Origin of the sequence: Micromonospora sp. NPDC049801, assembly GCF_040656575.1 — a bacterium.
In the GTDB taxonomy this organism is placed as follows: domain Bacteria; phylum Actinomycetota; class Actinomycetes; order Mycobacteriales; family Micromonosporaceae; genus Micromonospora.
Window position 1 is genome coordinate 343,038 of record NZ_JBFAMS010000004.1, and the last position, 23,095, is coordinate 366,132.

Annotated in this window: 20 protein-coding genes; 13 read left to right on the forward strand and 7 right to left on the reverse strand. The window is 72.7% G+C overall.

From position 1 onward, the window contains the following. The first annotated feature begins 35 nt into the window (after positions 1-35). The 5 genes from AB0I89_RS09790 to AB0I89_RS09810 all read left to right on the forward strand — a co-directional run bounded on the left by AB0I89_RS09790 (position 36) and on the right by AB0I89_RS09810 (position 6,385). Positions 36-1,301: an enolase C-terminal domain-like protein gene (locus AB0I89_RS09790; protein ID WP_357123009.1), complete on the forward strand. Its 1,266-nt coding sequence runs from the start codon at positions 36-38 to the stop codon at positions 1,299-1,301. Further along, positions 1,298-2,443: a galactonate dehydratase gene (dgoD, locus tag AB0I89_RS09795; protein WP_357123012.1), complete on the forward strand. Its 1,146-nt coding sequence runs from the start codon at positions 1,298-1,300 to the stop codon at positions 2,441-2,443. The genes AB0I89_RS09790 and dgoD overlap by 4 nt, the downstream gene beginning before the upstream one ends. Before the next feature lie 43 nt (positions 2,444-2,486). Next, a complete protein-coding gene (locus AB0I89_RS09800; protein ID WP_357123015.1) occupies positions 2,487-3,458 on the forward strand; it encodes an acetylxylan esterase in 972 nt (323 codons plus the stop codon). A 74-nt stretch (positions 3,459-3,532) separates the two neighbouring features. Then, entirely contained in the window at positions 3,533-5,569 is a 2,037-nt protein-coding gene (locus AB0I89_RS09805) for a beta-galactosidase (protein WP_357123018.1), read from the forward strand. Between the two features lie 165 nt (positions 5,570-5,734). Further along, complete coding sequence (locus AB0I89_RS09810; RefSeq protein ID WP_357123021.1) at positions 5,735-6,385, forward strand: TOPRIM nucleotidyl transferase/hydrolase domain-containing protein; 651 nt, start codon at positions 5,735-5,737, stop codon at positions 6,383-6,385. A 3-nt stretch (positions 6,386-6,388) separates the two neighbouring features. On the opposite strand, the gene AB0I89_RS09815 is transcribed toward AB0I89_RS09810, so the two are convergent. After that, a complete protein-coding gene (locus AB0I89_RS09815; protein ID WP_357123024.1) occupies positions 6,389-7,363 on the reverse strand; it encodes a nitroreductase in 975 nt (324 codons plus the stop codon). Positions 7,364-7,556: 193 nt separating this feature from the next. Between AB0I89_RS09815 and AB0I89_RS09820 the strand changes: the two genes are divergently transcribed. Next, positions 7,557-8,195 (forward strand): response regulator transcription factor, encoded by a 639-nt coding sequence (locus tag AB0I89_RS09820; RefSeq protein ID WP_357123027.1) that lies wholly within the window; start codon positions 7,557-7,559, stop codon positions 8,193-8,195. A 110-nt stretch (positions 8,196-8,305) separates the two neighbouring features. Here AB0I89_RS09820 and AB0I89_RS09825 read toward each other — a convergent pair whose 3' ends face one another. The 5 genes from AB0I89_RS09825 to AB0I89_RS09845 all read right to left on the reverse strand — a co-directional run bounded on the left by AB0I89_RS09825 (position 8,306) and on the right by AB0I89_RS09845 (position 15,412). Beyond that, positions 8,306-9,937, reverse strand: coding sequence for a GAF domain-containing sensor histidine kinase (locus AB0I89_RS09825; protein WP_357123395.1), 1,632 nt, complete (start codon positions 9,935-9,937; stop codon positions 8,306-8,308). 142 nt (positions 9,938-10,079) lie between these two features. Then, complete coding sequence (locus AB0I89_RS09830) at positions 10,080-11,075, reverse strand: nitroreductase (protein ID WP_357123031.1); 996 nt, start codon at positions 11,073-11,075, stop codon at positions 10,080-10,082. A gap of 158 nt (positions 11,076-11,233) precedes the next feature. Then, the gene (locus AB0I89_RS09835) at positions 11,234-12,079 is read right to left on the reverse strand and encodes a universal stress protein (protein WP_357123034.1); all 846 of its coding nucleotides are present in this window, start codon (positions 12,077-12,079) and stop codon (positions 11,234-11,236) included. Between the two features lie 11 nt (positions 12,080-12,090). Further along, a complete protein-coding gene (locus AB0I89_RS09840) occupies positions 12,091-14,484 on the reverse strand; it encodes a phosphoketolase family protein (protein ID WP_357123037.1) in 2,394 nt (797 codons plus the stop codon). Positions 14,485-14,551: 67 nt separating this feature from the next. Further along, positions 14,552-15,412 carry a universal stress protein gene (locus AB0I89_RS09845; RefSeq protein ID WP_357123040.1) on the reverse strand — a complete coding sequence of 287 codons (861 nt, stop codon included), beginning with the start codon at positions 15,410-15,412 and terminating at the stop codon, positions 14,552-14,554. 170 nt (positions 15,413-15,582) lie between these two features. Between AB0I89_RS09845 and AB0I89_RS09850 the strand changes: the two genes are divergently transcribed. The 7 genes from AB0I89_RS09850 (at position 15,583) to AB0I89_RS09880 (ending at position 21,978) form a co-directional block, all read left to right on the forward strand. Then, on the forward strand, positions 15,583-15,819 hold the full coding sequence (locus tag AB0I89_RS09850) for an HTH domain-containing protein (RefSeq protein WP_007457155.1): 237 nt from the start codon (positions 15,583-15,585) through the stop codon (positions 15,817-15,819). Then, positions 15,819-16,397 carry a Clp protease N-terminal domain-containing protein gene (locus tag AB0I89_RS09855; RefSeq protein ID WP_355051888.1) on the forward strand — a complete coding sequence of 193 codons (579 nt, stop codon included), beginning with the start codon at positions 15,819-15,821 and terminating at the stop codon, positions 16,395-16,397. Before AB0I89_RS09850 ends, AB0I89_RS09855 begins: the two co-directional genes overlap by 1 nt. 93 nt (positions 16,398-16,490) lie before the next feature. Continuing rightward, positions 16,491-17,495 carry a diacylglycerol kinase family protein gene (locus AB0I89_RS09860; protein ID WP_357123043.1) on the forward strand — a complete coding sequence of 335 codons (1,005 nt, stop codon included), beginning with the start codon at positions 16,491-16,493 and terminating at the stop codon, positions 17,493-17,495. Next, positions 17,488-18,489, forward strand: a complete 1,002-nt coding sequence (locus AB0I89_RS09865; protein WP_355051797.1) for a YihY/virulence factor BrkB family protein — start codon at positions 17,488-17,490, stop codon at positions 18,487-18,489. The genes AB0I89_RS09860 and AB0I89_RS09865 overlap by 8 nt, the downstream gene beginning before the upstream one ends. A gap of 70 nt (positions 18,490-18,559) precedes the next feature. Further along, positions 18,560-20,050 (forward strand): phosphatase PAP2 family protein, encoded by a 1,491-nt coding sequence (locus tag AB0I89_RS09870; RefSeq protein ID WP_357123048.1) that lies wholly within the window; start codon positions 18,560-18,562, stop codon positions 20,048-20,050. Between the two features lie 8 nt (positions 20,051-20,058). After that, entirely contained in the window at positions 20,059-20,856 is a 798-nt protein-coding gene (locus tag AB0I89_RS09875) for an endonuclease/exonuclease/phosphatase family protein (protein ID WP_357123051.1), read from the forward strand. Positions 20,857-20,904: 48 nt separating this feature from the next. Next, positions 20,905-21,978 (forward strand): hypothetical protein, encoded by a 1,074-nt coding sequence (locus AB0I89_RS09880; protein ID WP_357123055.1) that lies wholly within the window; start codon positions 20,905-20,907, stop codon positions 21,976-21,978. Between the two features lie 114 nt (positions 21,979-22,092). Here the strand turns inward: AB0I89_RS09880 and AB0I89_RS09885 are convergent, their stop codons facing one another. After that, a complete protein-coding gene (locus AB0I89_RS09885; RefSeq protein WP_357123058.1) occupies positions 22,093-23,055 on the reverse strand; it encodes a TIGR03557 family F420-dependent LLM class oxidoreductase in 963 nt (320 codons plus the stop codon). Positions 23,056-23,095: the final 40 nt, after the last annotated feature.

Genomic DNA, 23,095 nt, shown 5'->3' on the forward strand with positions numbered 1-23,095 from the left:
TCCACGCAACGATCCTCGAACAGGAGACCACGTTCGTGCCCCTCAACCCCATGCCGGAGACGCAGGCACCCTGGCCCGGCCGAGACCGGCTACGCATCACCGGCGTCCGGTCGATCGTCACCGCCCCGGAGGGCGTGCCGCTCGTCGTCGTCCGGGTCGACACCAACGATCCCGGCCTGTACGGGCTCGGCTGCGCGACGTTCACCCAGCGGTTCCACGCGGTCGCCGCCACCGTCGACCGTCATGTCGCGCCGCTGCTCGTCGGCCGCCATCCGGCCGACATCGAGGACATCTTCCGCATGGTCCACTTCTCGTCGTACTGGCGCAGCGGCCCGGTCACCAACAACGCCCTGTCCGGCGTCGACCAGGCGCTGTGGGACATCGCCGGCAAACGGGCCGGCATGCCCGTCTACGAGTTGCTCGGCGGGCGGGTCCGCGCGGCGGCCGACACGTACCTGCACGCCGGCGGGGCCACCGTCGACGCCACCCTGGAGCAGGCCCGCGCCCTGCTCGACCGGGGCTACCGGCACGTCCGGCTCCAGGTCGGCAGCCCCGGTGTCGGCACCTACGGCGCCCCGGCCACGCCCGGCGAGTACCCCGGGACACCGCACCCCGGCGGGTGGGACGTGCACCGCTACCTGCGCGACACACCGGACCTGTTCGCGCAGGCCCGCGCGGCCCTCGGGCCCGAGCCGCACCTGATGCACGACGTCCACTCCCGGCTGACCGTCAAGCAGGCTGTCGGACTTGCCCGCCAGCTCGAGGAGTACCGGTTGTTCTTCCTGGAGGATCCGATCGCGCCGGAGTTCTACGACCGGCTGGGCGAGGTCCGCGCGGCCGCGCCCATGCCCATCGCGGTCGGGGAACAGGTGGCGTCGGTGGCCGACGCGGCCCGGCTCGTGACGGGTGGCGGCGTCGATCTGCTGCGCCTGCACCTCTCCTCGATCGGCGGCCTGAGCCCGGCGCGCAAACTCGTCGCCCTGTGCGAACTCCACGGCGTCGGCACCGCCTGGCACGCGCCGGCCGACGTGTCCCCGATCGGCGCGGCGGCGAACGTCGCGCTCGACGTGACCAGCGCCGCGTTCGTCGTCCAGGAGGGCCACGAGTACGCACCCGACGTCCACGCGGTGTTCCCGGGCACGCTCGCACCCCGCAACGGTTTCCTCTATCCGTCGGACGCACCCGGCTGGGGAATCGACCTCGACGAGGCGGAGGCGGCCAAGTACCCGCCCGTGGAGCACCTCCACGAACGGTGGTCGGCCCAGGTACGGCACCTCGACGGCGGGATCGTGGCCCCGTGAAAATCGACCGTCTGGAGACCTTCCTCGTCGCGCCCCGCTGGCTCTTTCTGAAGATCACCACCGATGACGGTGTCGTCGGCTGGGGCGAACCGGTCGTGGAAGGCCGCGCCGAGACCGTCCAGGCCGCCATCGGTGAGCTGTCCGACCTGCTCATCGGCAGCGATCCGATGCGCATCGAAGACCACTGGCAGGTCCTCACCCGCGGTGGCTTCTACCGCGGCGGCCCCGTACTGTCCAGCGCCGTCGCCGGCATCGACCAGGCGCTGTGGGACATCGCCGGCAAGGTTCGCGGGGCACCGGTCCACGAACTGCTCGGCGGGCCGGTACGCGACCGCGTCCGGATGTACGGCTGGGCGTACGGCGAGACCGCCGAACAGGTCGCGGAGAACGCCGCGGCGGCGATCGCGACCGGATACACCGCCGTCAAGATCGCACCGCCGGGCCCGATGGCGTTCCTGGACACACCCGCGGGCCTGAGATCGGTCGTCGATCTCCTGGCCAAGGTCCGCGACGCGATCGGCTCCGACCACGACGTGGCGATCGACCTGCACGGCCGGGCCTCGATCGCCGCCAGCCGTCGCCTCCTGCCACTGCTGGAGCCGTACGTGCCGCTGTTCGTCGAGGAACCGCTGCGGCCCGAGTACTCCAGCGACATCGCCCGGATCGTCACGGCGACCGCACTGCCGATCGCCACCGGCGAGCGGCTCTACACCCGGCGCGAGTTCCGGGACGTCCTGGACGCCGGCGTGGCCGTCGTCCAACCCGACCTCTCGCACGCCGGAGGCATCTCCGAGGTCCGGCGCATCGCCGCGGTCGCCGAGATGTACGACGCCGTCCTGGCCCCGCACTGTCCGCTCGGCCCCATCGCCCTGGCCGCCTGCCTGCAGATCGACCTGGCCATCCCCAACTTCCTCATCCAGGAACAGGCCCTGGGCATCCACTACAACAACGGCCAGGACGGCCTGAACTATCTCGTCGACGCCGACGTCCTGCGGTTGCGGGACGGGCACGTGGAGCGTCTCGGCGCGCCCGGCCTCGGCATCGACGTCGACGAGAAGGCGGTGCGCGCGGCGGCGGCACGAGGCCACCGCTTCCGTTCCCCCGTCTGGCGCGGCCCGGACGGCGCGTTCACCGAGTGGTGACGACCCACTCGACTTCCGACCACCCAGCAACCGTGGAGATGCCATGGCACAGTTCGACATGCCCGAAGACCGTCTACGCAGCTACCGGCCCGCGATCGCGGAGCCGGAAGACTTCGACGGCTTCTGGACCGCGACGCTCCAGGACGCACGCGCCCATTCTCTCGATCTCACCGCTACGCCGGTCGACAACGGCCTCGCGCTGATCGACACCCTTGACGTCACCTTCGCCGGCTACGACGGCAACCCGGTCAAGGCATGGCTGCACCTGCCCGTCACCCGCACCGGTGCACTGCCCGTCGTGGTGGAGTACGTCGGATACGGCGGTGGCCGCGGCCTGCCACACGAACGACCGCTGTGGGCCATGGCCGGATATGCGCACTTCATCATGGACACCCGAGGTCAGGGCGCCAAGGGCCCCAGGGGGGACACACCCGATCCGGACCCCGTTGGTGACCCCGCGATCGCGGGCTTCACCACCCGAGGCATCGCCAGTCCGGAGACCTACTACTACCGCCGGGTCTTCACCGACGGGGTCCGGGCCATCGACGCCGTACGGGAACTGTCCGAGGTGGATCCGAGCAGAGTGGCCGTCGCCGGGACCAGCCAGGGCGGTGGAATCGCCACCGCCGTGGCCGGCCTCGTCCCGGGTCTGGTGGCCGCCATGCCCGACGTCCCGTTCCTGGCCGACTTCCCCCGTGCGCTGACCATCACCGACGCCTCGCCGTACGCCGAGATCACCGGCTATCTCAAGGTCCGCCGGGACCAACGCGACCAGGTGATGCGGACGCTCTCGTACTTCGACACGGTCAACCACGCCAAGCGGGCCAGCGCCTCGGCGCTGTACTCCGTCGGGCTGATGGACGCGGCCTGCCCGCCGTCGACCGTGTACGCCTCGTACAACCACTACGCCGGACCGAAGGAGATCCGCGTCTACCCGTTCAACGGGCACGAAGGGGGCCAGGCCTTCCACGAGGTCGAAAAGCTGAGGTTCGCCGCCAAGCCGCTCACCGGGTGAGCGGGGCACAGCCGACCCGGCGGCGACCGGACCCACGTCACCATCAACAACAGCACCGCGGAAGAGGAGCCGGCATGCAGCCGCAGCACAATCATCGATGGTTGCGCTGGCCATCGGACCCGTCCCGGAGCCGCCTCGCGTTCGGCGCCGACTACAACCCCGAGCAGTGGCCACGCCACATCTGGGACGCGGACGTCCGGGCCATGCAGGTGGCCGGCGTGAACATCGTCTCCTTGGGGATCTTCTCCTGGGCCCGGATCCAGCCGCAGGTGGACGTGTGGGACTTCGGGTGGCTCGACGACGTCATGGACCTGCTGCACGCCCACGGCATCGCCGTCGACCTGGCCACCGCGACCGCGTCCCCGCCGCCCTGGCTGACCACGACGCACCCGGAGATCCTGCCCGTCGACGGAGACGGCCGCACCATCTGGCCCGGCGCCCGGCAGCACTGGCGGCCGACCTCGCCGATCTTCCGACTGCATGCGCTCCGCCTGACCCGCGCACTCGCCGAGCGGTACCGCGACCACCCGGCGCTGACCGCTTGGCATGTCAACAACGAACTGGGCGGTGACAACGCCTACGACTACTCCGACGACGCCGCGACCGCGTTCCGGGACTGGCTGCGCCGCCGGTACGGCAGCCTGGACGCCCTCAACCGGGCCTGGGCGACCACGTTCTGGTCGCAGCAGTACGGCGACTGGGCGCAGATCCTGCCACCACGGCGGGCGACCACGCACCTCAACCCGACGCAGCAACTGGACTTCAAACGGTTCTCCTCCGACGCGCTCAAGGACCACCTGCGCGCCGAACGGTCCGTGCTGTACGAAGTGACCCCGGACGTACCCGTCACCACCAACTTCATGGTCATGGGCTGGTCCAAGGCGCTCAACTACGCCGACTGGGCCGCCGAGGTCGACTTCGTCGCCAACGACCACTACACGACGCCGGGCCCGCAGGCGCACGACGAACTGTCGTTCTCCGCCAACCTCACCTCGAACCTGGCCGGCGGACGGCCGTGGTATCTCATGGAGCACTCCACCAGCGCGCTCAACTGGCAGCCGATCAACGTCGCCAAGGGGCCCGGCGAGATGGCCCGCGACTCGCTCACGCACGTCGCCCACGGCGCGGACGCGGTCTGCTTCTTCCAATGGCGTCAGTCCGCGGCGGGCGCGGAGAAGTACCACTCGGCGATGCTGCCCCACGCCGGCGTCGACAGCACCATCTTCCGCGCCGTCACCGATCTCGGTGCCACGCTGCGCGATCTCGCCGAGGTGGCCGGCACCACGCGCCGGCCGGCCGACGCGGCCATCGTCTTCGACTGGGAGTCCTGGTGGACGGCCGAGCACGACGCGCACCCCAGTGACCGGCTCCGCTACCGGCAGGAGGCCCTCGATTGGTACACGGCCTTTCTCGAACTCGGTATCCGCGCCGACGTGGTCCCCGTCGACGCGCCGCTGCATCGCTACGGTCTGCTCGTCGCCCCGATGCTGCATGTCGTGCCCGGAGCGCTCGCCGACCGGCTACGCGGCTACGTCGCCGACGGCGGCCACCTCGTTACCACCTACTTCTCCGGCATCGTCGACGAGCACGACCACGTCTGGCTCGGCGGATACCCGGGAGCCCTGCGCGATCTGCTCGGCATCAGGATCGAGGAGTTCGCCCCCCTGCCCGACGAGCAGAGCGTCGAGCTCGACAACGGCACGGTGGGCACCCTGTGGACCGACCGCATCGACCTCACGGACCCCGCGACCGAGGTCCTGGCCCGGTACGGCCAGGGCGGCCAGACCGGCCGGCCGGCCATCACCCGTCGGGCCGTCGGTTCCGGATCCGCCGCCTACGTCTCCACCCGCCTGCGGCCCGCCGGGCTCACCGTCGTCTTGGCCGACCTGGCGAAGCGGGCCGGTCTCGACAGCGAACTCCCGCCGGGCCTGCGCGGTCGCGTCGAACTGGCCGTACGCGGACCGTACTGGTTCCTGATCAACCGTACTGGGCAGCCCCTCGACATCTCCGCCGTCGACGGTGAACGGCTCGGTTCCGGGAACGACGTCCTGGCGCCGCGCGCCGTGGCGGTCCTGCGCCGCGCCACGGTCCCGGACTCGGCCGACACGTGATGGTCACCTGGCCTTCGGCGTCCCGGACGTCGCGGAACGTACGGCCGTGGACCTGGCCACCAGCCGGCAGACGCCGCCCGGTCGGGCTGCCCGGGTCACTCGACGCCGGCCAATCCGGCATGAATCCGGTGGCGGGGTGGACCAACCGTTGCGAGACTCGGTGCCGTGCCTGAGCCGGACCGCTTCCGAGCCGCCGTACACCTGTGGGCGGCCGGCGGCCCCGATGCCGCGACGGCCGCCGCAGCCGCCCGGGAGTCGGCGGCCGGCCTGCGTACGGTCGTCCTCGTCGAGGGGGTCAGCGACCAGCGCGCGGTGGAGGCCCTGGCGGAGCGACGGCACCGTGACCTCGCCGGTGAGGGTGTCTGCGTGGTGCCGCTCGGCGGCGCGATGAGCGTCGGCCGGTACCTGCGGCTGTTCGGGTCGCAGGGCCTCGCCGTCGCGGTACGGGGGCTGTGCGACGAGGCCGAGGAGGGCTTCTTCCGCCGTGGCCTGGAGCAGGCGGGCTTCGGTGCCGCCCTGGACCGGTCGGCGATGGAGGCGCTCGGGTTCGGGGTCTGCGTTACCGACCTGGAGGACGAGCTGATCCGCGCCCTGGGCAGCGACGGCGTGCGGCGGGTCATCGCGGACCAGCGGGATCTGGCCCGGTTCCGGGTCTTCCAGAACCAGCCCGCCCAACGTGGCCGGTCGATCGAGCGGCAACTGCGTCGTTTTCTGGGCACCATGAGCGGGCGCAAGGCGCGCTACGCCGAGGCGCTCGTGCGGGCGCTCGACCCGGATCGGGTGCCGCGCCCGCTGGACCGGCTGCTCGCCGACTGAGTCTCAGGCCGGCACGACCGGCAGGTCCAACACCTCGTCGACCTCCCGGCGCGGGGTGGGTCGGCCCGGCTGGCCGTACCCGACGCGCAGCACCATCTGCGGGGTGCCGAACCGCCCCAGCGACACGCGTAGCTGCTCCCGCGCCGTCGGGACCTCGATCGGCTGGGACAACATCGACACGCCCAACCCGGCGTCGACGGCGGTGAGCAGCACCCGTTGCAGGGCCTGACCGGCGACCACCTGGTCGATGGCGGTGTTACCGACCGAGCCGAGCACCCCGACCAGCGGCTCGGGTTCGAAGTCCCGCCCCGGCGCGCGGTCGCGACCGCCGAAGCCGCGCGTCGGCAGCACATCCTGTGGCTCGTGCTGCGGGCCGCCGGCCGAGGTGGGTACGCCGTCCGGCGCGGACTCGTGACGCAGCCACTGTTCCCGCTCGGCGCGGTACGCTGGGTCGCGTTCCAGCACCCGGTGCGCGCCACGGGCGATCTCGCCGAACGCGTTCACGGCGCTCACCCCGACCAGTAGCTCCAGCCAGCACCCCTCGGCGCGGGCCGCGTCGCCGAGCCGCCAGCGGGCGTCGGACGGCACCGGGTCCGGCCAGAACGGCAGCCGGTTGCTGAACCGGCGGGGGATGGCCGTGTGCAGGCTCTGCTCGGTGGGGCTGGGCCGGCGCGGGAGGTCCGGCACCAGTCGGGCCAGCAGATCCGGCTCGGCCGGGTCCGGACGCAGTCGCACCCGGGCGGGGACGCCGGCCACGGCCAACGCGATCCGCAGGTTGAACAGGGCCGCGCCGCAGGCGACCCGTACGCCCCAGCCGCTGGGGTCGGTCTCCGGCAGCCGACGTGACGGGTCGGCCAGCACCTCGATCCCGCCGGCACGCAGCCGGAACCGCCACGGCTGCGTGTTGTGCAGCGACGGCGCCCGGACCGCGCTGTCGGCGGCGGTCCGCAGGTGGTTCGCGGTGTAGCCGATGTCCATGGCGGTGCTCCTTTCCCTGGGCCGGTCGTCGAGCCGCGACGGCTGGCACACCCTCACGGTCCGCCGATCGGGCGGCGGCGAGCAGGGCCGGACGTCCCGACCCACCGGGCCCGACCGCCCCATCGACGGTCGGTCCCTCCGTTCGGGACCTTCGGCCCGTGCACCCGTCGTGCGGCGCGGGTAGAAACGAGGGATGATCCGCGTCTTCCTCCTCGACGACCACGAGGTCGTCCGCCGTGGCCTGGCCGACCTGCTGCAGAGCAGCGGCGACATCGAGGTGGTCGGTGAGTCCGGCTCCGCGCAGGAGGCGTCGCGTCGCATCCCGGCGCTGCGGCCGGACGTGGCGATCCTCGACGCCCGGCTGCCCGACGGCAACGGCATCGACGTGTGCCGCGACGTCCGGGCCGTCGACTCGTCCATCAAGGGCCTGATCCTGACCTCGTACGAGGACGACGAGGCGCTGTTCGCCGCGATCATGGCGGGTGCCGCCGGGTACGTGCTCAAGCAGATCCGCGGCACCGATCTGGTCGACGCGGTGCGCCGGGTGGCGGCCGGGCAGTCCCTGCTCGATCCGGCGATCACCACGCGCGTGCTGGACCGCATCCGCAACGGCGTCGAGCAGCCGCGCGAGTTGAAGTCGCTCACCGAGCAGGAGCGGCGGATCCTGGAGTACGTGGCCGAGGGGCTGACCAACCGGGAGATCGCGGGAAGGATGTTCCTCGCCGAGAAGACGGTGAAGAACTACGTGTCCAGCGTGCTGGCCAAGCTGGGACTGGAGCGCCGCACCCAAGCGGCGGTCCTGGCCACCCGCCTGCTCGGCAAGACCCCCTGAGCCGCCCCCATTCCCGCGATCTTGCACTTTCTGCGCCGACAAACCCGACCTTGCTCCTCATATCGTCCACCGAAAGTGCAAGATCGGCGCGGTCGGAGGACTGGCGTCGGTCAGTCGCGCAGGGGCACTGACCAGTGCAGCTCGGTTCCGTGGGGGTCGGCGGGGCGGATCGTGAAGGCGCCGTTGCGGCGGTCGGCGCGTTCGCGTAGGTTGACCAGGCCACCTCGGGCCGCACTCGGGTCGCAGCCCACCCCGTCGTCGGTGACCGTCACGCTTACCTGCTCGCCCTCGACGCGTACGGCCACGTCGACGCGGGTGGCCCGCGCGTGGCGGACCGTGTTGGACAGCGCCTCGCGCAGCACGGCGGCCAGCTCCGGGCGGATGGCGTCGGGGACGGCACTGTCCACCGGGCCGGTCAGCTTCAGGTGCGGCTTGAAACCCAGGGATTCGGCGGCCAGCTCGACCGCCTCGCGGATCTCGGTACGCAGCGCGGCGGTCATCGGTGTCCGCAGCTCGAAGATGGTCCGCCGGATGTCGCGGATGGTGTCGTCGAGGTCGTCGACGGCCGCGTTGATCCGTTTGGCGACCTCGGGGCGGGCCATCATCGGCGCGGCGCTCTGCAACTGCAGGCCGGTGGCGAAGAGCCGCTGGATCACCACGTCGTGCAGGTCCCGGGCGATCCGCTCGCGGTCCTCCAGGACCACCAACAGCTCGCGCTCCTCCTGACCGCGCGCCCGTTCCATGGCCAGCGCCGCCTGACCGGCGAAGCTGCCCAGCAGCGCCACGTCCTCTTCGCTGGCGCCGCCGCCGCGTTCGGGCCGGTGCGCCACGATCAGCACGCCGTGCAGAGTGTCGGCGGTGGCCAGCGGCGAGACGATCGCGGGCCCGGTGTGCAGCAGCGCCGGCCACGGCGCGGCGTGGGCCAGGTCGTCCACCTGGTCGTGCCGGCCCTCGGCGACGGCCGCCCCGAAGCTGGTGTCGGCGGCCGGCAGGACCGCGCCGACCAGCGCGCGGGCCTGCTCGTCGACGCCGTCGACGACCTCCACGGTGAACTGCGCGGACTCGCTGTCGTGCAGCAGCACCAGCGCCAGCTCCGCCTCGGCGACCTCCCGGGCCCGTCGGGCGACCAGCGCCAACGCGTCGGTGCGGCGTACCTCGCCGAGCAGCACAGTGGTGATCTCGGCGGTCGCGGCGAGCCAGCGTTCCCGCCGGTGGGCCAGGGCGTACAGGCGGGCGTTCTCGATGGCCACGCCGGCGGCGGCGGCGAGCGCGACGACGATCTCCTCGTCGTCCTCGGTGAACTGCGCGCCGCCCTGCTTCTCGGCCAGGTAGAGGTTGCCGAACACCTGTTCCCGGATGAGTACCGGCACGCCCAGGAAGCTGTGCATGGGCGGGTGGTTGGCCGGGAAGCCGTAGGAGCGCGGGTGCTGGGTGATGTCCGGCATGCGCAGCGGGCGCGGATCGTCGATGAGCAGGCCGAGCACGCCCCGCCCGTGCGGCAGGTCGCCGATCTGCGCGTGCTGCTCGGGCGTGATGCCGTGCACGATGAAGTCGTGCAGCAACCGGTCCGGGCCGACCACGCCCAGCGCGCCGTACCGGGCGCCGACCAGCTCGCAGGCCGCCTGCACGATGCGCCGCAGGGTGGTGCGCAGATCCAGGTTGGTGCCGATGCCGACGACCGCGTCGAGCAGCGCCCGCAGCCGCTCCCGGCTGGTCATCACCTCGCCGACCCGGTCCAGCATCTCCTGGAGCAGTTCGTCGAGGCGAACCCGGGACAGCGGGCTCAGCCCGAGCGACGGCGTCACCGGGGTTTCCGGGCGAGGCTGCGGGACGCTGCTGGTCACCGCGCGATCGTAGCGTCGACCGGCGGCGACGATCGACCCGTCAGGCCTGGTCGCCGCGCACCGCCGAGGTGTCGACCACCTGCTCGCTGGCCAGTCGCGGGGTGTGCGGCGGCCCCGCGTGCGCCGGGTCCGCGATCCCCAGGCGCAGCACGAGGTACGGGAAGCCGATGCCGGCGAGCACCTGACGCAGTGTCTGCCGGGTGCCCGGGACCTCGACGACCGCGCTGAGGGGTACCACCGACACGCCGAGCCGGGTCGCGGTCAGCCAGGCGGCGGAGAGGGCTTCACCGGCACGGAGCCAGCTGTCCCGGTCGTCCTCGTCGCCGTGCAGCAGCGCGTACACCGCCATCCGGTCGTGGCCGGGACCGATCGGCAGGCTGCCGGGGCGGCCGAAGTCGCGGCCCGGCACGGTGGTCTGTGGCGGCTCCGCGGGGAGCACGTCGGCGGGCAGGCCGGTGCCGGTCTCGGCGCGGCTCGTCCAGTACGCCATCTCGGCGCGCAGCTCCGGGTCCTCGGCCTCGACCGCGCCGGCGTGCCCGGCCGTGGCGGCCAGCTCCAGCACCTGGTCGCGGTCGAGGATCTGCAGGCGGCTGCCCTCGGCGGTGACCGCCCGGGTGATCTCCCCCATCGCGTCGGTGGGCACCGGCTCGTCGCTGACCGGCCGTCGGTCGGTGTGCCGCACCGACATGCACTGCACGAGGCGCATGGCGTCCGGATCGGCCTCGGTCCGGGTCAGGTCGGTCAGACGGGCCACCAGGCTCTCCTCGCCCGGGTCGGGCAGGCGGCGCACCACCGCGCGCCAGCCCTCGGCGGCCAGCGCCACCCGGGCGTGGTGCAGGGCGGCGCCGCAGCTGACCGCCAGCAGTCGCCCTTCCGGGTCGCCGGCCGCGAGCTGCCGGTCGGCGACCGTGTGCAGTTCCAGCGAGTCGGGGAGTACCCGCCAACGCCAGGGCTGCGTGTTGTGCACCGAGGGGGCGTGGCCGGCGGTGGCAGCGGCCTCCGCCAGCGCGGTGGTCAGCGAACTTTCCTGACTCATCGTCACGACCTTTCCGTCTCGACCATCGTGCCCAACCTTCGACTTGTAAGGAGGGTGCCCTTCCTATACACCAGGCGTTAGAAAGGGGCCCTTCCTTAGCGCGGTGTGTTGCCGTTTCATCGTGCGCTTTGCTGGGCGGTGTGCCGGAGGGTCGGGCGTCAACGCTCCCGGACGACGGCGACCGGGCAGCCGGCGTGCTGGATGACCTGCTGGCTGACCGAGCCGAGCAGCATCCCGGCCAGCCCGCCCCGTCCCCGGCTGCCGACGACCACCAACTGGGCCGACCGGCTCGCCTCGATCAGCGTCGCCGCCGGACTGCCCCCGACGAGGTCGACCGTGACCTCCAGCTCGGGGAACGTCCGCCGCCAGGGTTCGACCGCCTCCTCGACGGCCGCCCGCTCGTCGGGCGTCCCGGCCGCCCCACCCGGGCCCGGTGTCCAGGCGTGCAGCACGCGCAGCGGTACCCGTCGTTGGGTTGCCCGCTCGGCCGCGAAGCCGAGTGCCACCAGCGACGGCTCGGAGGCGTCCACCCCGACCGTCACGGGGTCGGCCGGGCCGTGGGCCGCGCCGTCGCGGACGATGACGACGGGACAGTGGGCGTGCGCGGCGACCGCCACCGCCGTCGAGCCGGCCAGCAGCCCGCCGAACCCGCCGTGGCCCCGGCTGCCGAGCACCAGCATCCCCGCGTCGGTGGAGCGTTCCTGCAACACGAGGGCGGGCGGTCCGTCGTACACCTCGCCGGTGACCGTCAGGCCGGGATGCGCGGTGGCGGCGTCCGCGGCGGCCTTGCGGACCAGGTCGTCCACCTGCCGCCGGGCGGTGTCGTCCGGCCAGATGCCGGGCGCCACACCCGGACCGACCCAACTGGCCACGGTCAGCCATTCGAAGATGTACGCCAGCCGCACCGGCTGACCGCTGCGCTCGGCCTCGGCCAACGCCCAGTCAAGGGCCACCGACGCGTCGGTCGAGCCGTCGTAGCCGACCAGAATCTCCGCGTCCCGCACGTCGTCCTCCTTCAGGGGTTGGTCGGGTCGGTCTCGCGGACCCACCGCCACTCGGCGACCTGTGGGTCGTCCTCGCCGTACCGGCGGGTGTAGTCGCGGGCCGCCTGTCGGGCGTCGACCATCCGCTGGCGTAGGTGCGCGGCGCGCGCGCCCAGCCCCGGCACCCGGTCGATGACGTCGATGACCAGGTGGAACCGGTCCAGGTCGTTGAGCATCACCATGTCGAACGGGGTGGTGGTGGTGCCCTCCTCCTTGTAGCCGCGTACGTGCAGGTTCTCGTGGTTGGACCGGCGGTAGGTCAGGCGGTGGATGAGCCAGGGGTAGCCGTGGTAGGCGAAGATGACCGGTCGGTCCGGGGTGAAGATGGTGTCGAACTCCTTGTCGGGCAGGCCGTGCGGGTGTTCGGTGTCCGGTTGCAGGCGCATCAGGTCGACGACGTTGACCAGGCGGACCTTCAGCTCCGGCAGGTGCTGGCGCAGCAGGTCGGCGGCGGCCAGCGTCTCCAGGGTGGGCACGTCGCCGCAGCAGGCGAGGACGACGTCCGGCTCGCTGTCGTCGTCGGTGCTGGCCCACTCCCAGATGCCGAGGCCGCGGCGGGTGTGCTGGATCGCCTCGTCGACGGTGAGCCAGCTGGGCGCCGGCTGCTTGCCGGCCACGACCACGTTGATGTAGTGCCGGCTGCGCAGGCAGTGGTCCATGGTGGCGAGCAGGGTGTTGGCGTCCGGCGGCAGGTAGACGCGGACCACCTCGGCCTTCTTGTTGACCACGTGGTCGATGAAGCCCGGGTCCTGGTGGGAGAAGCCGTTGTGGTCCTGCCGCCAGACGTGGCTGGACAGCAGGTAGTTCAGCGAGGCGATCGGCTGTCGCCAGGGGATGGCCCGGGTCACCTTCAGCCATTTGGCGTGCTGGTTGAGCATCGAGTCGACGATGTGGATGAACGCCTCGTAGCTCGTGAACACCCCGTGCCGGCCGGTCAGCAGGTAACCCTCCAGCCAGCCCTGGCACAGGTGCTCGGACAGCACCTCCATGACCCGGCCGTCCGGGGAGAGGTGGTCGTCGCCGGGGACCGTGGCGGCCATCCAGGCGCGGTCGGTCACCTCGAAGGCGGCGCCCAACCGGTTGGACGCGACCTCGTCCGGGCCGAACAGCCGGAACGTCTGCGGGTTGGCGGCGATCACGTCGCGGATCCACGGACCGAGCACCCCGGTCGCGCCGGCCATCGGCTGACCCGGCTCGGGTACGTCCACGCCGTACGCGCCGAAGTCGGGCAGGGCCAGGTCGCGCAGGACCACTCCGCCGTTGGTGACCGGGTTGGCGCTCATCCGCCGGTCACCGCGCGGCGGCAGGGTCCGCAGCTCGTCGACCGGCGCTCCGGTGGCGTCGAACAGCTCCTCCGGTCGGTAGCTGCGTAGCCAGCGCTCCAGCTCGGCCAGGTGCGCCGGGTTGTCACGTACGCCGGACAGCGGCACCTGGTGCGCGCGGTAGGTGCCCTCCACCTCCGTACCGTCGACCTCGCGCGGTCCCGTCCAGCCCTTCGGCGTCCGCAAGATGATCATCGGCCAGCGGGGACGCTCGACGACGCCGCCGGAGCGGGCCCGGCGTTGGATCGTGGCGATCTCGTCCAGCGCCCGGTCCATGGTGGCGGCGAGAGTGCGGTGCACCATGCTCGGGTCGTCGCCGGCCACCACGTACGGCTCGTAACCCGAGCCCCGCATGAGGTCGAGCAGGTCCGCCTCGGGTATCCGGGCCAGCACGGTCGGGTTGGCGATCTTGTAGCCGTTGAGGTGCAGGATGGGCAGCACCGCGCCGTCGCGCGCCGGGTTGAGGAAGACGTTGGAGAGCCAACTGCCGGCCAGTGGGCCGGTCTCCGCCTCACCGTCGCCCACCACGCAGGCGACCACGAGATCCGGGTGGTCGAACGCGGCGCCGTAGGCGTGGCTCAGGGCGTACCCCAGCTCGCCGCCCTCGTGGATCGAACCTGGCACGTCCGCCGCGACGTGGCTGGGGATGCCGCCGGGGAAGGAGAACTGGCGGAACAGCCGGGCCATGCCGGTCTCGTCGCGTGCGACGTCGTGGTAGCGCTCCGACCAGGTGCCCTCCAGCCACGTGTTGGCCACGATCGCCGGGCCGCCGTGCCCGGGGCCGGTGACCAGCATGGCGTTCAGGTCGCGGGCGACGATCACCCGGTTGAGGTGGGCGTAGATCAGGTTGAGCCCGGGGCTGGTGCCCCAGTGCCCGAGCAGCCGGGGCTTGATGTCGTCGGGGGTCAGCGGCTCGCGCAGCAGGGGGTTGCCCAGCAGGTAGATCTGCCCGACGGTGAGGTAGTTCGCGGCCCGCCAGTAGGCGTCCAGCCGGCGCAGCTCGTCGTCGGTGAGTGCGCGCTGCGCGTCGAGAGCGGTGTCCATGATGCTGCCTCTCGCGGGTAGGGGGTGGGTGTTCGCCGTCCAGCCTCGCCGCTGCGGACGTGGTTGGTCAGGGTCGTTGGTCCCGGGTCGGGTGGGCGTCGGGCCCGGTCAGCGGCACCTCGGCGAGGCCGCGTACGACGACGACCGGGGCGGGGGAGTGGTAGAGCAGGGACTGGGCGACCGCGCCCAGCATGGCGCGTCCCGGTTCGTCACCCCGGGCGGCGACCAGCGCCATCTGGGCCGACCGGGACGTGTCGATGAGCACCTGCGCGGGGTCGCCGCGGACGACCCGGCACTCGGTGGGCACTGCGGTGTGCCGGCCGGCGTGCCGGGCCAGCGCCTCGCCGAGCTGCTCGGTGACCGCGTCGGTGTCCTCGTCGCTCTCCACCACCCGCAGGGCCACGAGGCGTGCGCCGCGTCGGGCGGCGCACTCCACGGCCCACCGCAGGGCGAGGTGCGAGCTGGGCGAGCCGTCCACTCCGGCCAGGACCGGTCCCTGCGGCGGCGGTTCGCGGCGGACCACCAGCAGTGGGCAGTTGGCCCGCGCCGCCAACTGCACGGCGGGCGTGTCGGCCGGTACGCACTGACCGCTGCCGGCCATTCCGCTGTCCCCGACGGCCAGCAGGAAGGCCGTCTCGGACCGGCGGATGAGGGTGGGCAGCATGGCGCTCTCGACGATCTCGGCGCGCACGGTCAGGCCTGGTTCGACCTGGTGGGCGAGCTGGGCGGCCCGGGTGATCAGACTCTCGGCGGCGTCGCGGGGCGCGGCCACGGTGTCCGCCGCGAAGGCGGCGTGCCAGTCGAAGGTGTGCACCAGGTGCAGGGGCCGCCCGTGGCCGGCGGCCTCGTGGGCGGCCTGCTCCACGACCGGTAGGTCACCGTCCGAGCCGAGGCCGACCAGCACCTCCGCGTCGGCCGATGCCGCCATCCGATACCACCTCCCGGGCGTCGCGCCCGGCACGACCACGCTGTCCCCGTACCGAGGGTAGTCGGATGACTGCGGCGTGTGGGTGGGATCGACCCATGGGGTACGCGAACCAGGGCTCGCGGTGTCAACGAATGTTGACGAACGCCGTCTGTCAACGTATGTTGACACCCATGAGTCAGGCAACGGAACTCGCGGCGGCAGCCGGCAGCACCGACCCCCGGGTCGGGCTCCGCGCCGTCCGCGCGCTGCGCCGGCTGCTCGAGCGACTCGAGGTGGTCCAGGTGGACAACGCCCGGCGACAGGGCTGGTCCTGGCAGGAGATCGCCGACGCGCTCGAGGTCAGCCGGCAGGCGGTGCACAAGAAGCACGCCGGGCGACCGGCGGTCAACTCATCCTGGGAGGCGTGATGTTCGAACGGTTCACCGATCGGGCGCGAGGCGTGGTGCGGCGGGCGCTCGAGGAGGCCCGGGCCGAGGGCCGGCGGCCGGTCGGCACCGAACACCTGCTGCTCGCCCTGCTCGCCGACGAGGACGGCCTGGCCGGCCGGGTGCTGGCCGACGCCGGGGTCCGCGCCGACGACCTGCGCGAGCGGGTCCGGCGGCACACCACGGGCGGGGGCGCCGGCCTCGGCGACGCGGACGCGGCGGCGCTGCGCGAGATCGGCATCGACCTCGCCGCGATCGTGGCCCGCATCGAACAGTCCTTCGGCCCCGACGCGCTGCGCGAGGCGGTGCCGGCCCCGCGTCGCCGCTGGGGGCGTCGCCGCTACCTGGGCGGCCCGTTCTCACCCCGCTCGAAGAAGGCGCTGGAGCTGTCGTTGCGGGAGGCGCTGCGGCTGCGACACAAGCACATCGGCACCGAGCACATCCTGCTCGGGGTGCTGCGTGAGGGCCAGGGACTGGGCGCGCTGGTGCTCACCGAGGCCGGGGTCGACCTCGACGATCTGCGCCGCCGGGTGGAGGCGGCGCTGCGCGCGGCGGCGTGACGGGCACCCGCGCGTTGAAACCTGTCTGTGGCACTTCCGACGCCTGCGGTTCGCCGGGTCGCTGACAGCGGCCCGGTGCTGCACACTGACGCCGTGGATGCTGGACAGGACAGGCGCCCCTCAGGTGGCGACGGCGGGCTGCGCTCCGCCGTGGTGGTCAACCCGGCGAAGGTCACCGATCTCGACGAGCTGCGCCGCACCGTGAACGACGCGCTCGCCGCCGCCGGGTGGCCCGAGCCGCGGTGGTTCGAGACGACCGTCGACGACCCGGGCCGGGGCCAGACCGAACAGGCCGTCAAGGACGGCGTCGACCTGGTCTTCGCCTGCGGCGGCGACGGCACCGTGATGTCCTGCGTCAGCGCGCTTGTCGGCACCGACGTGGCCCTCGCCGTTCTGCCGCAGGGCACCGGCAACCTGCTCGCCGCCAACCTCGGCCTCTCCACCGACCTCCCGGCGGGCCTCCAGGTCGCCGTCGAACGCGGTCGGCGGCTGCTCGACGTCGGCGCGGTGGAGGACCAGTACTTCACCGTGATGGCCGGCATGGGTTTCGACGCCCAGATGCTCGACGCCACGAACGAGACCACCAAGGCCCGCATCGGCTGGCCGGCGTACGTGATGGGTGCCGTGAAGCACCTGCGGGACCGGCCGATGCGGGTGCAGATCCGCATCGACGACCGGCCGGCGGTGCGCCGCCGGGCCCGCTCGGTGCTGATCGCCAACGTCGGCCGGCTCCAGGGCGGCGTGACCCTGCTGACCGAGGCCGAGCCGGACGACGGTTGGCTCGACGTCGCCGTGCTCACCCCGCGTAACCTGCGGCACTGGCTCGCGCTCGGCTGGGCCGTGGTCCGCCGCAGCGGCCAGGTGCCGCAGATGGAGGTCTTCCGCGGCCGGACGGTGGTGGTCAGCAGCAACCGCCCGCAGCCACGGGAGCTGGACGGCGACCTCATCGCCCCCGGACGGCGGCTCCGCGCCGAGATCCGGCCGCAGGCGTTGTGGCTCTGCGTTCCGCAGCCCGAGGACGCTCCCGACCTGTCCGTCGACGCACAGGGCGCCGGGGAGCGGGGCGAGCAGCTGATCGAGGAAGCGCGCCGTGAGTAGCACCCGGATCGTGCCGGAGACCCGGCTGATGGCCGACGAGGAGCTGTCGGCCGACGACGCCTGGCGCACACTGCGCCGCAAGGGCGGCTGGCACCTGCTGCGGGACGCGTTCATCCGGTTCCGCTACGGCGACGGGTTCAGCCACTCCCGCGCGTTCGCGTTGCAGCTCTGCCTGGCCGTGGTGCCGTTCCTCATCGCGCTCACCGGTCTGATCAGCGAGCTGGGCGTCGAGGAGGGCGGCCGGGTCGTCGCCGACACCGTGCTGGCGCTCACCCCCGGCCAGAGCGCCGAGGTGGTCGGCGAACTGCTCGGCGAGGGTGAACGCGTCGAGGACGCGGGGGAGTTGGCGCTCACCCTGGGTCTGCTCACCGGTCTGGTCGCGCTGACCACCACGATGGCCCAGATCGAGCGGGGCGCCAACCGCATCTACGGTGTCGAGCGGGACCGCCCGGCGTTGTGGAAGTACCTGCGGGCGGCCGTCCTGGCGGTCACCGCCGGTCTGCCCGCGCTGGCCGGCTTCCTGATCCTCGTCGGCGGCGGGGCGATGGGCGACTCGGTGCGCGAGCACTACGAGTGGGGCGAGACCGCCAACATCATCTGGAACGTGATCCGGTTTCCGTTGAGCCTCGGCCTGACCGTGCTCGCCGTGGCGGTGCTGTTCCGGCACGCGCCGCGCCGCAACCAGCCCGGCCTGTCGTGGCTGTTCTTCGGCGCCGGCATAGCCACCGCCCTGTGGTGGCTGGCCAGCCTGCTGCTGGCCGCGTACGTCAAGTTCAGCGAGGGCTTCGGGCAGACGTACGGCGCGTTGACCGGCATGATGGCGCTGCTGCTGTGGGCCAACCTGACCGGCATGGCGCTCTTCGGCGGGCTGGCCTTCGCCGCCCAGTTGGAGGCGCTACGGATCGGCGTGCAGGAGCCGGCGCAGCCCGACCTGTGGGAGCCGGAGGCCGACCGCGCCGAGTTGTTCGACACCGGTGACATGACCGCGCTCTGAGCGCGTCCGGGTGTACGCCGGACGCGGATCGGGTACCTCGCCTCGCCAGGTACGACAAGGGAGGTGCGGGGTGACCGCGGTCAAAGATGTGACTCGGCGTCCGATCGGTCACTTCGCCGAACGGAGCATCGCCGGTCTGGTCGCCGTCATCGGCGCCGGTGCGGCGTTCGGACTGTTGCTGTTGCTCGTCCGCTTCCGGTGGAGCCCGTTGCAGGACGCCGACCACGAGCTCGCCGAGTGGTTCAACTCGCTCGTCGCCCCACACCACCCGCTGGTGACCGTGCTCCAGGCGGTGACCGACCTGGGTGGCCGGCCGATCCTCATCTGGCTGGTCGCGATCCCCGCGATCGGTCTGCTGATCCGGCGGCAGCCCCGGCTGGCCGTCTACCTGATCGTCACGGGGGTCGGCGGGCTGATCCTCGACCCGTCGCTCAAGGCGCTCGTCGGTCGACTCCGCCCGGTGGTAGACGTCCCGGTGGCCAGCGCGCCCGGCAACAGCTTCCCGAGCGGGCACGCGCTCGGCTCCATCGTCGCGTACGGGGCGCTGCTGCTGGTGTTCCTGCCGGCGATGGCGCCCCGTTGGCGCAAGCCCGCGATCGTCGGCGTCGGCGTGCTGGTGGCGCTGATCGGGTTGACCCGGATCGCGCTGGGCGTGCACTTCGTCTCCGACGTGCTGGGCGCCTGGCTGCTCGGTGCCGCCTGGCTGGGCGTCACCGCGTACGCCTTCCGGCTGTGGCGGCGCGAGCGCGGCAAGCCGGTGCCGCCGCTGACCGAGGGCCTGGAGCCGGAGGCGGGGCACGACATCGCCATCGCCCCGGCCGAGGAGCGCGTGCTGGCGCATCCCCGCTCGGCGGTGGCCGAGCTGCTGGTCGGCTGGGTGCTGGTGTTCGGCGCGCTGTACGGCTTCGGCATGTTCGTCAGCTACCACGCCAAGGGCACCTTCTTCGCGACCCTGGATACCGAGGTCCCGCGCTGGTTCGCCGACCGGCACACCGACGTGCTGACCGATGTGAGCTGGTGGTGGAGCAAGTTCGGGGACACCCACGCCATCCTGCTCATCTCGCTGGTGTTCTGCCCGCTGGTGCTCGCGGTGTGGCGGCGGTGGCGGCCCGTGCTGTTCGTGGTGCTGGCGATGGTCGGTGAGCTGACCCTCTTCCTCGCCTCGGCGCACGTGGTCGGCCGGCCGCGTCCGCCGGTGGAGAACCTGGACGGGCAGATGCCCACCTCCTCGTTCCCGTCCGGGCACATCGCGGCCACGATCTGCGTCTGGCTGGCGATCACGCTGATCGTGTTCCCGCGTACCGACCGCTGGTGGCGGTGGATCTTCGTGGCGCTGGCCGTGATCATGCCGGCCGGGGTCGCGATCTCCCGGATGTACCGGGGGATGCACCACCCGACCGACTTCATGGGCGCGATCCTGCTCTCGGCGCTCTGGATCGGCCTGCTGTACCTCGTGATCCGCCCCAACGCCGACCTGGCGGAGGGCAACCAGCCGGCCATCGAGTCGGAGGACGTGGACACCCTCGACGACGAGCTGGCGCGGGCCGGCCGACCCGACTGAGCACCGCGATGCTGCGGGTGATGACCTGGAACATCCGTACCGGCGGCCGGGGTGGCGGCTCCGACCGGCTGGACCGGGTGGTCCAGGTCGTCGACCAGCAGGCGCCGGACGTGCTGGCGTTGCAGGAGCTGCGCGGCTTCGACCGGGCGGGACTGATGGCCGCCATCGCGGACCGGGTCGGGATGACGCCCCACCTGGCCCGGTCCTGCTTCGGGCAGCCGGTGGCGGTGCTGGTCCGGCCGCCGTACCGGGTGCTCGCTGCGGGGTCCCTGCGTCGGCCGTTCCACCACGCCGCCGCCCGCGTCGAGGTGGCCACCCCGGCCGGGCCGCTCACCGTGCTCGGCACCCACCTGTACCCGTACTCCGGAGGCCGCCGACGGATGGAGGTCGACTGGCTGGTCGCTGCCCTGCGCCGCGCCCCCGGGCCGTTGACCCTGCTCGCGGGTGATCTCAACTCGCTCGATCCGACGGTTGACCACACCGCCCGTCTGGACGGACTGCCCGCTCTCTACAAGCGACGGCACCTACGTCGGCGTGGCGGCGCCGTGGACACCCGCGCGGTCGCCCGGCTGCTCGCCGCCGACCTGGTCGACCTGTGGCCGTCCGCCAACGCCGACGCGCCGGAGGCCGCGGGTCTGACCGTCCCCACCCGGTTCGGCGGCGCGGAGTTCGCCGGGATGCGCCTGGACTACCTGTTGGGTAGCCGAGCGGTGGCCGAGCGGGTGCGGAGCTGCCGGGTGATCCGCGACGCGACGACGGACACGGCCTCCGACCACTATCCGCTGCTGGCCACCATCGGCCTGTGACCGCGCCGGGGCCCCGGCGGATGGCGTTGCCGGGCTACCGTGCCCACCGTGACCGACCGCCCCACCCTTTGTCCGCCGCCGGCCGCGCGGTCGATCGACCGGCCGGCCGCGCCGACGGTGACGGTCGTGGACCGGGTGCCGCCGGCCGTGCCCACGACCGAGCCGGACACCGTCGCGCTGCCGCTCGTCGCGGCCGTCGCGCGCGGTGTCGCGCTGGTCTTCGTGCTGCCGGTACGCCTGCTCTGGGAGCTGATCGCGGCTGCCGGCCGGCTGCTGGGCCGGTACCTGCTCACCCCGGTCGGACGGTTCCTGCGCGACTGGCTGGTGGCCCCGTTGGTCTGGGCCCTGGACCGGCTGGTGTGGCGTCCGCTGCTCTGGTGCGCCGACCATCTGCTGTGGCGTCCCCTGCGCTGGGTGGCCCGCAATCTCGTCTGGGTGCCGTTGGTGTGGCTGGGACGGGGTGTGGCGTGGGTGGCCCGCACGCTTGTCTGGCTGCCGCTGGTGTGGCTGGCGTACGCCTTCGCCGGGGCGGTCCGCACGATCCTCTGGACGCCGCTGGTGTGGTTGGCCCGCCACGGGCTGCGCCCACCTCTGGTGGCCCTGGGCCGGGCGCTGGTCTGGCTGGCCGAGCACCTGGTCGTGCGGCCGCTGCGCTGGCTGGGCGTGGCCCTCGCCCCCGCCGGACGGCTGCTGTGGCGCGGCGTCGCCGTGCTCGCCGGGGCGGTGGGCGCCGTGCTCGTCGCGCTGGCGCGGGCGGTCCGGTGGGTCGTGGTCGGCCTGGCGCGGGGAGTCTGGTGGCTCGTCGTCGGGTTCGGCCGGCTGGTCGTGGCCGCGCTGGTGGGGGCGTGGCGGACCGCCGGCTGGCTGCTGCGGTGGGTCTACCGACTGCTGCTGCGCCCGGTCGGGCTGGGGCTGCGCTGGCTGTGGCGGCACACCGTACGTCCGCTGCTGTCGGGCATCCGCTGGGTCTGGTCGGTGACGGTCGTGCCGGCGGCGCGTGGCCTGCGCGCGGTTTGGCGGGCCACCGTCACGCCGGCGGCCCGGTGGACCCGGCGTGCGGTGCTCGACCCGGCCCGGGTGGCGTCCCGCGAGGTGTTGAGCGCACTGGGTCTGCGCCGCTGACGACGCCTCAGCGCACCAGCTTGAGCAGGACCGTCAGCCGCAGCTCGGTCAACCCGACCCGGCCGGCGGGCGTGTGCCCGGCCGGCCGGATCCGCTCGCGGCCCGTCGGGTGGCTCACAGCTCCCGGAGCCGGGGCAGTAGCTGATCCTGCGCCCAGTCCAGGAACATCGGCTGCGTCTCTCCGCCGACCTGGATGATCGCCACGTGCGTGAATCCGGCGTCGACGAACTTGCGGAACGCGTCGACGTGCGCTTCCACGTCCGGGCCGCAGGAGATGCCCTCGGCGACGTCCTCCTCGCGGACGAACTGGGTGGCGGCGGCGAAGGACTCCGGCCCCGGCAGGTCGGCGTTGACCTTCCAGCCCATGCCGAACCAGCGGAACTGGTCGTGCACGATCTTGCGGCACTCGGCCTCGTCCGGGCCGTAGCAGATCGCCACCTGCCCGTAGCGGGGCTGGCCCGCGCCGCCCGCGTCGTCGTACATCTCGATGATGTGCCGGTCGGGCTCGGTGGAGACGAGGCCGTTGCCGTACTCGGCGGCGAGCGTGGCGGACTGCCGGCCGGAGGCGGCGATCGCCATCGGAACGGGCCGCGCGGGGCGGTCCCAGACGTAGGCGTCGGGTACGTCGAAGTGGTTACCGGAGAAGGTCAACGTCTCGCCGTTGAGCAGCGGACGGATGATCTGCAACGCCTCCTCGAACATCTCGTGGCGCTGCTGCACGTGCGGCCAGCCGCCGACCACGTGCTCGTTGAGGTTCTCCCCGGCGCCCAGGCCGAGGGTGAACCGCCCGTCCGAGAGCGCGCCGATGGTGCTGGCCTTCTGGGCGACCACGGCCGGGTGGTAGCGGCGGATCGGGCAGGTCACGAAGGACATCAGCTCCGCGCGGGAGGTGGCGTGCGCGACCGCGCCGAGCACCGACCAGGCGTACGGGGAGTGGCCCTGCGAGTCCAGCCACGGGTAGTAGTGGTCGGACATCACCAGTTGGTCGAAGCCGGCCGCCTCGGCCCGCACCGCGTGGTCCACCAGTTGCTTCGGTCCGGCCTGCTCGCACATCAGGGTGTAGCCGACGCTCACCATCCCGTTATCTCCTTCTCGCCGACGGTTCGTCCCGGGATAC